The organism is Trichocoleus sp. ST-U1 (assembly GCF_039961835.1).
GTDB lineage: Bacteria > Cyanobacteriota > Cyanobacteriia > Cyanobacteriales > FACHB-T130 > FACHB-T130.
The window spans coordinates 1-13,452 of the sequence record NZ_JAMPJZ010000002.1; the positions used below are offsets into that span (position 1 = coordinate 1).

Genomic DNA, 13,452 nt, shown 5'->3' on the forward strand with positions numbered 1-13,452 from the left:
GTCTCTTGTTTTCTTGACTTTTGTTTTAGCTTATTCTACTTTTTATTATGTGTAATTTATTTTACATAAGCACTTATAAGTTTTTATGGTTTACTTCGTGAAAGGTTATAGGCGTTTAGCATTAACGAGTATTTTGTTCCAATAAATACAAAGTTTTTTGAAAATTATGCTAAGGCGAAAAAATAAGGTCAAAAGGGAGATTTGATAAAATTTTTGATTGTTGAGGATAAAAGCCAGCGAATACTTTTCGACCTGTTTCAAGAAAGAAATATCTAAACTTAATTAAAGCAGTCCTCAAGGATTCGAGAAAGGCGAGATTCCTGAGTTTGAGGGAGAAGCTGGGGGTTTGAACCGCTAGCATCTCACAACTCAAATAGGATTGTTCTAGATCGGTTGATTTTTTGTGCTGGCTGCTGGAATTCATTCTCTAAGAGACATGAGCCAAAGGGGTTCGTAGGCACGAACATAGCTAGCTTTTCAGTGATAGAGCGAAGATTTTTGACTAACTAGCGTTGGCAATGCGACGGATCGGGTTAACCTTTGAGGAAATACCATTCTGTTTTAAGGCACCCTTGGCAGCAGATTTCAGATTTTTTTTATAAGTTAATTGCTGTCTTGTCCGGGTTTGGCAGGAAAGTTGATAAAGAATGTTAATGCCTTCAGCCCTTTATTTGGTGAGAATTTTTAGCTAGCTGGTTTTTTTATTACAAAATACAATTGTTTCATTGCTTAAAAAGCTATCTGTAAAGCCATAGTCGTTTACTCAGATGCGATTCAATCGCCACATCTATGCTTACTGCCTACCACATTACCCAGCAAACGGTTCCGCTTCGTTCAATTAAAAATTAAAATAATTAATAAGAATGGTTAATTCTATTAAAGAAACTAATGATATGTTCTCTATGCTCCACCCTTACGCTTTACCGCTCCATCAAGCAATTGATCGCAACCCTCTGACGGTAACTCCTGACACGCTAGCCACAGAAGCGATCGCATTGATGAGTCGGGCGCGGGCTAGCTGTGTCATCGTGGTAAATGAGCAGGTAACAGCGGAAAAACCAACACAACTAGCGAAACAAACCCCCATCGGGATTTTTACAGAACGGGATTTGGTTCGAGTCACGGCTCTAGGTAGAGACATTAAAGGTGTAGCGATCGCTGCACTAATGAACCAGCCGCTGATTACCCTGAACGAATCCCAAGTACAAGATATTCAAACCATCAGCCGACTATTTTACCACCATCAGATTCGCCATCTGTTGATTGTAGAGGATGAATCCGGTCAACTGGTCGGAATCATGACGCCAACCAGTCTGATGCCAGTCGTTAGCGATCGCCATAACCCAAAACCGGAAAACTTGTTCGGCTATTCAAACTTAGAATTGTCTAAGCGGGAAACTCGTGACCGATTGCTGGCATCAGACTGCACCGACATGATTTCCACTCATACTCCGGAAGGTGTTTACCTCTACGTTTCACCTGTATGCAGTATTTTACTGGGATATAAGCCGGATGAACTTCTGGGACGCTCGGTGCTTGAATTTTGCCATCCGCAAGATTTAGTCCTGATAGAGCAATTTGCTCAGAATGATCCGGTTGCTTTAAGAGAACATCCAACTCAACTAAATTTTCAAGAAATCAACACAATTAGCTACCGAATTCGTCATCGGCAAGGTTATTACATTTGGTTTAAAACTACGCTCCGAACTATCCGCCATCCGGATACAGGAGCAGTGCAAGAAATTATCGCTGTTTCGTGCGATATTAGCCAACGCCAGCAAGCAGAAGCTGAGTTAAGAGAAAGTCAAGAAAAATATAAAATTCTTTTTCAATGCTTCCCAATTGGCATTTCCATTACCGATAATAACGGCAATATTGTTGAAGCCAACCAAGCTTCAGAAAGAATTCTAAAGTTATCTATTGAAAACCATAAAAATAGAAGGTGCGACAGCAAAGAATGGCGAATCGTTCGACCGGATGGTAGCTCGATGCCACCGGAAGAATTTGCTAGCGTTCGGGCGTTAAAAGAAAATAAGGTGATTGAAAATCGAGAAATCGGGATTGTAAATGACCAGGATGAAATCACCTGGCTTAACGTCACTGCGATTCCCATTCCTCTCAAAGATTATGGCGTTGCGATCGCTTACATTGAGATTACAGAGCGTAAAACCGCAGAGGAAAAAGTTGAGAAATCGCTTTCTCTGCTGCGCGCCACGCTTGAATCAACTGCTGACGGCATCGTTGCAGTCAGCCTAGAAGGAGATATTGTCAGCTACAATCAGAAGTTTCTTCAGATGTGGGAGGTTCCCGAAGACCTAATCGGCTCGCCTCGCGCTAACGAACAAATCGTCTTTCTTAAAGACCAGTTAAAAGAGCCAGAAGCCTTTCTAAAGCAGGTTTGGGAACTTTCCAGGCAACCAGAAACTAAGGCATACGACATTCTGGAATTAAAAAACGGGAAAATCTTTGAGCGCTACTCCACACCGTACCGACTCGGCGAACAAATCATTGGCAGGGTTTGGAGTTTTCTTGACATTACAGAACGGACGCGAACTGAGGAGGCATTACGCTCTTCTATTGAGCGAGAGCGCTTGCTGGGAAGAATACAAGGGCGCATCCGCCAATCGTTGCATTTAAACGAAATCCTCAACACAGCGGTTGCAGAGGTGCGAAACTTTCTGCCAGCCGAACGAGTTGCTCTCTATCGGCTCGATGCTCGCGGTGCCTGCTTTGTCGTCGAATCTGTTGCACCCGGTTGTGAATCGATTCTGGATGTCTCGCTGTATGACCCCTGCTTTGAGACGGAATATATCCAAAAATTTCAAACCACCGGGTATGTGTCAGCGGTGGATGATATTTACCAAGCGGATCTGCCTGCGAGTTACGTGAAGTTACTCGCAGGGGCAGGAATTCGGGCAAATTTGATGGTGCCAATCTTGATTCGGGAACAGGGAGGAAGCAACCGAGAAGCGAATAATGAATCGAATAGCAACAATCCCGCCCCACTCCGTCCCTCTTTATCCAATCCAGCCGCCAAAATTCATTTGTGGGGGATACTCTGCGTCCATCAATGCTCTGGATCTCGTCACTGGGAGCCTTATGAAATTAAGTTGTTGCAACAATTGTCCGTCGGGTTAGCGATCGCAATTCAGCAGTCTTCCCTCTTTAAACAGCTGGAGGAAGCCAACCGGGAGTTGCAGTGTATCGCTTCTCTGGATGGCTTAACTCAGGTGGCAAATCGGCGCAGGTTTGACGAATATCTTGCCCAAGAGTGGCGGCGGCTGGGACGAGAACAAGCGCCAATATCGCTGATTTTCTGCGATATTGACTGTTTTAAAATTTACAACGATACCTACGGTCATCAAGCTGGAGATAGCTGTTTGCGACAGGTTGCTGGTGCGATTCGGTTGATGCTAAAGCGCTCAACCGATTTAGTTGCCCGTTATGGAGGCGAGGAGTTTGCCTTAATTTTGCCCAACACTCCCTCTGCGGGTGCCAATTACATCGCCGAGTCGATCCGTTCAATGGTCAAAAGCTTAGAGATTGTCCACGTCCACTCCCCAGTTAGCCCCTACGTCACGCTGAGTCTGGGTGTCGCCAGCATAGTTCCCAGTTTAACCTCTTCACCGGCAGCGCTGATTGCAGCAGCCGATGAAGCACTATATCAAGCGAAAAAAGAGGGACGCGATCGCGTCAAGGGATACTGCTAGACGCAGCTCTTCGCGTTAGAGTACACCAGAATCATTGATAACATCGCCCTGTCCTACAAACTGAGAATCTCTAACTTTGATTTTTTAACCTTTTAGATTTCAGGATCTCTGTTGCCGCTTCCGCCGGAACCGGGGGACTAAACAGATAACCCTGCAAACCATCACACTGAACTGAGTACAAAAAATCCAATTGTTCTACTGTTTCAACACCCTCAGCAATCACTTTTAAATTGAGTCCGTGACCCAGTGCCATAACTGCCTTAATAATCGCAGCATCATGAGTATTCGTCATGAGATCGCGAATAAATGAGCGGTCAATTTTTAGCGTATTGAGCGGAAAGTGTTTTAGATAGCTCAGTGAAGAATAACCAGTCCCAAAATCATCCATTGAAATGTGAATTTCCAGTTCCTGCAACTTCTGCAACACAGAAATTGTCCATTCCACATCTTGCATTGCAATACTCTCAGTAATTTCGAGTTCCAGATAACGAGGTTCCAACTCAGTTTCAGCTAGAATTTGCTCAACAACTTTTACTAAAGTGGGTTGCTGAACTTGACGCCCTGAAAGATTCACGGCAATCCGGATTGGCGGCACTCCAAGTGATTGCCAAAGACGATTTTGCCTGCAAGCTGTTCGCAAAACCCATTCTCCAATCGGAGAGATCAAACCCGTTTCTTCTGCCAGAGGAATAAATTGATAAGGAGGAATTAAGCCTAGTTCGGGAGATTGCCAGCGAATCAGCGCTTCCATGCCCACGATTTGACCTGTTTTTAAGTCTACCTGCGGCTGGTAGTGCAACAGAAATTCCTCACGTTCTAAGGCTTTGTAAAGTCGGTTTTCTAATTTCAGCCGTTCCAGTGCTTTTGCCCCTAGGGCTGGTGTATATAGCTGATAATTATTGCGCCCTTGTTGCTTGGCTCTGTACATCGCAGCATCGGCGTTTTTTAACAGCGTTTCTGCGTCTTCCCCATCATAAGGAGCTAAAGCAATCCCCAAACTCGCTTTGATGTGTAAAGAGGTATCGTGATAAGTCTCTACATCTTCAAAATGAAAAGGAACGTTTAGGGCACCCAGAATTCTTTTCGCAATCTTGGTAACATCGTCCAAACAAGTGATTGGGGAGAGCATAATGGTGAATTCATCCCCACCCCAACGGGCAACAATGTCGGTTTCTCGCAGGCAATCTGTGAGGCGTCGAGCCGCACATTGCAGCAGTAGATCGCCTACGGCATGACCGAGCGTGTCGTTAATCGTTTTGAAACCATCCAGGTCGAGAAACACCACTGCCAGCATATCGCCGCAATTCAGATGAGTGCTTGCCAGCGCTAGAGAGAGTCGGTCATTGAATAACAGCCGGTTGGGCAAACCCGTTAAGAGGTCATGAGACGCCTGATGTCGGATTGTATCCTCTACTCGCCTTTGCATCACTGCCATGTAGAGGTGGATTCCCACCGATTGAGCCAGCTTGAGTTCTTCTTGTGTCCACTCTTTAGCCTGTCCTTGGGTGATTTCTCGCCATGCTTCAAATGACTGGCGGGGGCGGACATTCCGTTCGTCGGGATTCTGACGACCTGCCCATAGGGTTTCTGTATTCATCTCATGCCGGAAGATGGTGAGACACCCCACGCATTGCTGATGATAACTGAGAGGCACGATCAGAATAGAGCGAATAGGCGTTGTCTCAAAAGCAGGGACTGCATATTTTAGTTGTGGTTCTTGATATAAATCGGGGATGGTGTAGAGAAAATTTTGACTTTTAAAATTTGATATTTCCCTAGCTACTCCGTAGCTGTTATGCGAAGACTCAAGGAAATGATTTTGAGGATTAAATTCCGACTGTAAAAACCAAGAGTCAGAAGCGTGATTAATGAGATTCTGATGACTGAAATCTTGATGGTTATCTTTGGATTTGTTTTCAGAAGGACTGTCTGGGATACCGACGCTGTTCGGTTTCCCGGAGATAATTTGTTGCCAAAAAGGAGTTTCTTCAATCCAAGCTTGGAGTGGCTGCTCGCCAGTCGTATAAAGTTGAGCAGGCTGACCTGTTGTATCTGCTGTAATGTACAATCTGCCAGCAGCACCGTGTAAGGCGCTAACGGTTTCTTCTAAAACGGTCTGCCGAATTTCTGAAATTTTTAGCGGAGAGTGGAGTAGACTACTAATTTGGTTGATTGTTGATTCATGCTGAGCTTGTTCGCGTGCGGTTTGAAGAAGATTGGACTGAGCGATCGCAATCGACACCTGATCCACGAGCAGTTGAACAATTTGTAATTCTTGTTCGCTAAATTTGCGCCGGGATGCGTGGTGACACACCAACAACCCCCACAAGCTGTTTTGATGTAGGATTGGCACGGCGAGAGAAGCACTCACCCCCATCGTCGTCAGATATTCGACGTGGCAAGGATCGACTGGGGAATAGCGGATGTCTCTAGTTACTAAATTTTTGCCGGTTGATAGACAATCTAACTGTTCTTGAGTTTTCTGCCTAGAAATGACATCGACAATGACTCGCTGGCGGACTTTGACAAACAACTCACGAGCATTGGGCGGAATGTCCTCCGCTGGAAACCGCAGCCCCATCATAGAGGGTAAACAATCGCCATTTATAGATTCGGCAATTACTTCTCCACTGGCATCTGGGTGAAATCGGTAAATTTTGACCCGATCCATGTCTAAAAATGAGCGAATTTCCCGCGCTGTTGTCGCCAAAATCTCTTGTAGCTCCAAAGATTGGCGAATTCGGGTTGTAATTCGATTTAGCAAGCTTTCCCTATCGTAAGATCGGGTTGTCCCTGCCCTTCTTGCTTGCTGTAATGCCGGTATATTCTTTCGTCGAACCATTCAATTAAACCTGTCTAAAGAGAGAAATAGACCCCACAAATACCAGTATGAAGTGCTGCATCTATCTTGAGATATAAAGAAATAAATTTATAACTAAATAATTAAATGATGTTACGTCGAGAACTGAGTGTTACTTGCGTACCGTGCTTATGTTTTGCTAGTGTTCATGTCCACCTGAGTGCGATCGCACAGATGTTTTTTTAAGCAATGAATAGCGTAGCCCAAAAACTTGAAAGTCTCCTCCCCAGCTCTGGGATTGTGCCGTGGGAACAGATAGAAGCCACTCGAAAAGCACAAATCTCTCAAGCAATTGCACCAGGAACGACCTTTGATTGCATTGTTTCTCCCCGCACCGAGGAAGAACTCGCTCAGGTTATGGCTTATGCCTACCAGCATCGGTGGGGCATCTTACCCTGTGGCAGCGCTAGCAAACTAGGTTGGGGTGGATTGGTAGATGGAGTCAATTTGGTTGTCAGTACCGAACGTCTGAATCGCTTAATCGCTCATGCGGTTGGCGATTTAACCGTTACGGTCGAAGCAGGCATGAAATTTGCCGAACTGCAAAAGATTCTAGCGCAACAAGGTCAATTTTTCGCCCTCGATCCAGCCTATCCAAAAGACGCCACAGTTGGTGGTATTGTTGCGACTGCTGGGGGCGGTTCCTTCCGGCAACGCTATGGTGGGGTGAGGGATATGCTACTGGGTCTTTCTTTCGTCCGCAGCGATGGTCAGATTGCCAAAGCCGGGGGTCGGGTGGTAAAAAATGTTGCCGGTTACGACATGATGAAGCTATTTACCGGCTCTTTTGGAACCCTAGGGATTATCAGTCAAGTGACGTTTCGGGTTTATCCTCTGCCGGAGGCATCTGCAACCGTAGTGCTGACTGGTACAGCCGAAAAAATTGCCGCAGCCACCAAAACGTTGCTCGCTTCAGCCTTAACGCCCACGGCTGTTGACCTGCTATCCACTCAAATTGTGGCTAGTTTAGGGTTAGGGGAGGGCATTGGTGCGATCGCTCGCTTTCAAAGTGTATCGCCGAGCGTGAAGGAACAGTGCGCTCGATGGTTGGAAGTGGGGCAACATCTCGGTTTACAGGGTGTCTTGTATTCAGATGCCGATGAGGCTGAGTTATGGCAGAAGTTACAAGAACAAATGTGGGCATCCCACACAGAGGCAGCGATCGCTTGCAAAATAGGAGTATTACCAACTGCCGCCGCGACCATTTTGACTCATCTACAAATCCATGTCCCATCGGTGATGTGTCTGATCCATGCTGGAAGTGGGTTGGGACTATTGCGGTGCAATGGTGACGTTGTTGAAACAACCGCGATCGCATTTTTACAACAGATGCGATCGCTCTGTGAATCTCACGGCGGGTTTCTGACAATTCTAGAAGCGCCGATTTTCTTGAAGCAGCAACTAGATGTCTGGGGTTATACCGGCAACGCCCTGGATTTAATGCAGAAAATCAAAACGCAATTTGATCCAGAAAATATTTTAAGTCCAAGTCGGTTTATTGGTGGAATGTGAACAAAGCGCTTTCATCGCAGAAAACACCGTCCAAAAAGTAGGGAAGATTACACTCATCCATGCAAACATCAGAAAATTCTTTAACAAATTTAGATGACTCAAACCCGATTAATATTAACGGATTTGATAACGATCATCCCCCCAATCCCAAGTTAATTGATAGCTGCGTTCACTGCGGTTTTTGTCTATCTACTTGTCCCAGCTATCGGGTGATTGGCAAAGAGATGGATTCTCCTAGAGGCAGAATTTATCTCATGGATGCTATCAATAAAGGTGAGATTTCTCTAAATACTGCAACAGTACAGCATTTTGACTCTTGTTTAGGATGTCTTGCCTGTGTCACAACCTGTCCTTCTGGCGTGCAGTATGACAAGCTAATTACTGCCATGCGTCCCCAAATTGAACGCAATTATTCGCGCAGTTTGCCAGACAAGTTGTATCGAAAACTAATTTTTTCCTTATTTCCGTATCCTAATCGGCTGCGAGTTTTGCTAGCGCCTCTGATGGTTTATCAGAAATTAGGCTTGCAAAAATTAGTTCGTTCGACTGGATTACTCCAACGCCTTTCTCCCCGCTTAGCAGCGATGGAATCAAATCTGCAAGAAATTACTCCCAGAACCTTTGTAGATACCCTACCAGAGGTGATTTCGGCTGAGGGTGAGAAACGCTATCGAGTGGGCGTTATTTTGGGCTGCGTGCAACGTCTATTCTTCTCAAAGGTCAATGAAGCAACGGTACGGGTATTAACTGCCAATGGCTGTGAAGTCGTGATTCCAAAGGCTCAGGGGTGTTGTGCTGCATTGCCGCATCACCAAGGACAGGAAGAACAAGCAAAAGCGATCGCGCGCCAAATGATTGATAGTTTTGAAGGTACAAACGTTGATGCCATCATTATCAATGCTGCTGGTTGCGGTCATACTTTAAAAGAATACGGACACCTGCTACAAGATGACCTCGATTATCAAGAGAAAGCCGTAAAATTTGCTGCTAAAGTAAAAGACGCTCAAGAGTTTCTATACGAAGCCGGAATAACGGCGAAACTTTCCCCACTTTCCGCTCAACCATTGACTTTGGTTTATCAAGATGCCTGTCATTTATTGCACGGGCAAAAAATTAGCGTCCAACCGCGCCAATTATTGCGCCAAATTCCAGGCGTTCAACTTCGAGAACCGATGGATGCAGCGTTATGTTGTGGCAGTGCTGGGGTTTACAATATGCTGCAACCTGAAGTTGCTGGAGAATTGGGTAAGCAAAAAGTTGAAAATCTTCTGAATACGGGTGCTGAATTAATTGCTTCGGCAAATCCCGGTTGTACGATCCAAATTAGCAAGCATTTAGAACTGCAAGAAAAGGCAATTCCCATCATGCATCCGGTAGAGTTGTTGGATTTGTCAATTCGGGGAGTGAAACTGCACGAGTAGGGTAATAGTAGCGGCATTTATGCGAGCGCTTATGGTACATACACCTCCTAAAACCTTGACTCTAGAGGAGTTTCTGAAGCTGCCAGAAACTAAGCCAGCCAGCGAATACATCAAGGGTCAAAGCATCCAAAAGCCAATGCCGCAAGGGAAGCACAGCAAGTTACAGGGAAAGCTAGTCACTGTTATTAATGAGGTGGTCGAGGCTAAGCGAATTGCCCTAGCTTTTCCGGAATTGCGGTGTACCTTCGGCGGACGGTCAATCGTGCCAGATGTGGCGGTGTTTGCTTGGGATAGAATCCCTCTTGATGAAAATGGAGATATTGCCAATGTATTTCAGGCTGCTCCAGATTGGACAATTGAAGTTCTCTCTCCAGAACAAAGTCAAACCAAAGTAACCGGAAATATCCTGCACTGCCTCAAACACGGTAGCAAATTAGGCTGGCTACTCGATCCAGACGAACGCTCCGTGCTAGTTTATCCTCCCGGACAGCAACCGGGATTGTTGCAGGAAGCATTCGACGTGCTACCTGTTCCAGACTTGTTAACAGAACTGCGGCTAACAGTAGGGGATGTGTTTGGATGGTTAAGAATGGGAGGATGAACAGGAAAGACGAAGATTGAGCAACGATAACGGTTTGCAGTTGAGTCCAATACAGACCCAACCTCCAGCCCCTTCCCTATAGAGTGAAGGAGAGCCATCTTCAAGGCTCCTTCGGGCTTCTAAGACGAGTTTCGGGAGTCAACCCCTGTAATTAATAAATTTAAAGCTACTTGCTCAGAATCTGGTTAGGGAAAAGTTGAGTTAAAAATCTCCCTACCTTGGATGTCGGTTTTAGGACGCATTTACCGACAACTTGTCAAAAATATTTTAGGCGATCGCCTCTAAACTCTCTAGCTCACCGAGTCAGCGCTCGGAGGGCATTTGACTTTTGTATACTACTTTATGAGTTTCATTAATTTTGTGCATGACTTCTAATACACCCTTAATTCAATTTTTTGAAGGGATTCCTGAAGAAATCGGTAACGTCAGCTTACGGCGGAATCGCAGTTCTGGAGTCCGCACGGTATTGATGACATTTAACGAGCTGAAAGCCATAGAAAAATTCAACAGCTTTAAAAATAAGTTTTCTAATGGGCTGCGATTAACGGATGAAGAAGGTGAAATAAGCGTTGAGCCTTCTTCTGTAAAATTTGTTTTCAGCGGACCAGAAGGGGATGATTTTCAGCGGTTGGACTGCGAATTTGAAATTCAGCGAGAAGACCACTGGGAGAGATTTATGCGGTTTATGAATCGCTATGCTGAGGTCAATGGTATGGCTTACAGCGACACGAAAAAAACCCCCGATAGCGAGGCAACCAGAGAAGCATGAAAGTAGCCATTACAGGAGCAACTGGATTTGTCGGCTCTCGTCTGGTAGAACGACTACACGCTCAAGGAAATCAAATCTTGGTTTTCAGTCGTAACCCTGCGAAAGCGAAGCAAGTCTTTCCTGCCAACACCTATCCCAATCTCGAAATCATTGCATATACACCCACTGAATCAGGCTCCTGGCAACAGTCCATTGCTGGATGCGATGCTGTGGTGAATCTATCGGGAGAACCGATTGCGGAAAAACGCTGGACTCCAGAACAAAAGCAGACGATCCTAAATAGCCGAAAGCTAGGGACGCAAAAAATTGTAGAAGCAATTAATCAAGCGAATCGTAAGCCCGCTGTCTTAGTTAATTCTTCTGCAATCGGCTACTACGGCACCAGCGAAACGGCTGCCTTTGATGAAACTAGTTCAGCCGGTAATGATTTTCTCAGCACTGTCTGTAAAGAATGGGAAACAGAAGCGCAAAAAGTCAAAGACAGCGGCACGCGACTAGTAATTGTGCGAACTGGAATTGTCTTAGGAATGGGAGGGGCACTTGCCAAAATGCTTCCCCCCTTCAAAATGTTTGCTGGTGGCCCCATTGGTTCAGGGCGTCAGTGGTTCTCCTGGATTCACCGAGACGATTTAGTGAATCTAATTCTATTTGTACTCAGCCATCCGGAAATTGAAGGTGTCCTAAACGGTACAGCTCCGAATCCAGTCCGGATGAACGAATTGGCTCAAACTTTGGGAGAAGTTTTAAATCGACCCTCCTGGCTACCAGTTCCCAGCTTTGTTTTAGAAGGTCTCTTAGGAGATGGTGCCCAAGTCGTTTTGGAAGGGCAACAAGTTCTTCCAAAACGCACCTTGTCCCAAAGATTTGAATATCAGTATTCAACCCTAAAACCAGCGCTGACAGAAATTGTGAAGGAATAGACAATTCGGTAAAAGGTAATTGTTATGAGTGTTGAGTTATGAGTTTTGAATGAATACCTCATCACTCATCACTCTACCCATTACCGATTACCCTTCCTTCAACTTTCAACCGTTAAACCTTCAACCGGCAGGCTGTCACCTTCAACCTTTAAATTTTCAACTGGCAAACTGTCATCATCCTGCACCCGCTGTAGTTTAGCTCCCAGCTGCCGTAGTTTATCCTCCAGTTTTTCGTAACCCCGATCTAGATGCTGCAATCCTCGAATGATTGTTTTTCCTTCTGCCGCCAGCGATGCCAAAACCAACGCCGCCGAAGCACGCAAATCAGTAGCTAGTACAGGTGCCCCCGATAACATTGGCACACCCCGCACAATTGCATGATTGCCTTTCACGCGAATATCTGCACCCATGCGATTCAACTCTGCCACATGACGCAATCGGTTTTCAAAAACCGTTTCGCTAATCACGCTGTCCCCTTCACTGAGGGTCAGCAATGCCATAAATTGTGCCTGCATATCCGTGGGGAATCCAGGATATGGCAATGTTTCAATATCTGTTGCCGTGTGTGTTTGTCCTCCGATAATCCGCAGGCAGTCGGGCGCTTCTTCGAGTACCGTCGCTCCAATTTCTCGCAGCTTGGCAATCACAGCCGTGAGATGGTCTGGAATAATTGGGGACAGACTTAGTTCTGAATGGGTAATTGCTCCTGCAACGAGCAATGTCCCCGCCTCAATCCGGTCGGGAATGATGCTGTAATCTACAGAATGTAAGCTGGGAACACCAGAAATCACAATTGTATTGGTACCTGCACCGCGAATCTTGGCTCCCATTGCAATGCAGAAATTAGCGAGATCCACGACTTCTGGTTCTTGGGCGGCGTTTTCTAGGATTGTTTCTCCCTCTGCTAGGGTTGCCGCCATCATCAGTGTCTCTGTCGCACCAACACTGGGATAGTCCAGATAAATTTTGGCTCCCTTTAATCTTCGATTGCTGCCAGTTACATGGGCATTGACCATCCCATGATCAATTTGGACATCTGCCCCCATGTCCCGCAAACCTCGGACGTGAAGATCGACGGGTCTGGCACCGATAGCACAACCGCCAGGTAGTGGCACTTTTGCTACACCCAGTCGCGCCAGCATCGGTCCAACGATGAAGAAACTAGCTCGTAGCTGAGAAACTAACTCGTAGGGAGCTTTTGATTGCCCAATGTGGCTAGCGTTGATGTCGAGAATGTCGCCATTCCATTCCAGCTTCAGGTCTAGGGACGACAGAATTTGACCCATGCGCTTGACATCGACAAGCGAGGGAACGTTACGGATTCGGCAATCTTCAGGACACAGCAAGGCTCCTGCCATGATCGCTAGTGCCGCGTTCTTTGCGCCGCTAATCTTGACGTGCCCTTGCAAGGAAGCTCTACCCCAAATGTGCAAAACTGACTTGTCTTCTTCGGGCAGAGAGTAAGTATCGGTCAGGCTGAGAGGGGAGTTAATAGGTCTGTCCTCCAAATTTCACGGAATAGGGTGGCTTTTTTTAAATTTGGTTTTGATTCTACAGGAAAGATTTTAAATGTCTAGATTAGCAATCCCGCTTCATTGTCAGTCGATGAAGCATTGTACCTTGTATCGGTTCACTTTTCCGGATAAAAGGTATTGACAA

At 45.8% G+C, this 13,452-nt stretch carries 8 protein-coding genes; 6 read left to right on the forward strand and 2 right to left on the reverse strand.

Annotated features, from left to right (window positions below; all coding sequences use genetic code 11):
• The first annotated feature begins 863 nt into the window (after positions 1 to 863).
• Positions 864 to 3,710, forward strand: a complete 2,847-nt coding sequence (locus NDA06_RS01215) for a diguanylate cyclase (RefSeq protein WP_190987164.1) — start codon at positions 864 to 866, stop codon at positions 3,708 to 3,710.
• Positions 3,711 to 3,780: 70 nt separating this feature from the next.
• Here NDA06_RS01215 and NDA06_RS01220 read toward each other — a convergent pair whose 3' ends face one another.
• Positions 3,781 to 6,552 (reverse strand): EAL domain-containing protein, encoded by a 2,772-nt coding sequence (locus NDA06_RS01220; protein ID WP_190415541.1) that lies wholly within the window; start codon positions 6,550 to 6,552, stop codon positions 3,781 to 3,783.
• 207 nt (positions 6,553 to 6,759) lie between these two features.
• Between NDA06_RS01220 and NDA06_RS01225 the strand changes: the two genes are divergently transcribed.
• From NDA06_RS01225 to NDA06_RS01245, 5 genes are all read left to right on the forward strand, one after another.
• Positions 6,760 to 8,082 carry an FAD-binding oxidoreductase gene (locus NDA06_RS01225; RefSeq protein WP_190987163.1) on the forward strand — a complete coding sequence of 441 codons (1,323 nt, stop codon included), beginning with the start codon at positions 6,760 to 6,762 and terminating at the stop codon, positions 8,080 to 8,082.
• Positions 8,083 to 8,141: 59 nt separating this feature from the next.
• Complete coding sequence (locus NDA06_RS01230) at positions 8,142 to 9,503, forward strand: (Fe-S)-binding protein (protein ID WP_348251670.1); 1,362 nt, start codon at positions 8,142 to 8,144, stop codon at positions 9,501 to 9,503.
• Positions 9,504 to 9,534: 31 nt separating this feature from the next.
• On the forward strand, positions 9,535 to 10,104 hold the full coding sequence (locus NDA06_RS01235) for a Uma2 family endonuclease (RefSeq protein WP_190688807.1): 570 nt from the start codon (positions 9,535 to 9,537) through the stop codon (positions 10,102 to 10,104).
• Positions 10,105 to 10,468: 364 nt separating this feature from the next.
• On the forward strand, positions 10,469 to 10,873 hold the full coding sequence (gene psb28 / locus NDA06_RS01240) for a photosystem II reaction center protein Psb28 (RefSeq protein ID WP_190415533.1): 405 nt from the start codon (positions 10,469 to 10,471) through the stop codon (positions 10,871 to 10,873).
• Complete coding sequence (locus tag NDA06_RS01245) at positions 10,870 to 11,793, forward strand: TIGR01777 family oxidoreductase (protein ID WP_190532392.1); 924 nt, start codon at positions 10,870 to 10,872, stop codon at positions 11,791 to 11,793. Before psb28 ends, NDA06_RS01245 begins: the two co-directional genes overlap by 4 nt.
• 98 nt (positions 11,794 to 11,891) lie before the next feature.
• Here the strand turns inward: NDA06_RS01245 and murA are convergent, their stop codons facing one another.
• On the reverse strand, positions 11,892 to 13,301 hold the full coding sequence (gene murA / locus NDA06_RS01250; RefSeq protein WP_190984591.1) for a UDP-N-acetylglucosamine 1-carboxyvinyltransferase: 1,410 nt from the start codon (positions 13,299 to 13,301) through the stop codon (positions 11,892 to 11,894).
• Positions 13,302 to 13,452: the final 151 nt, after the last annotated feature.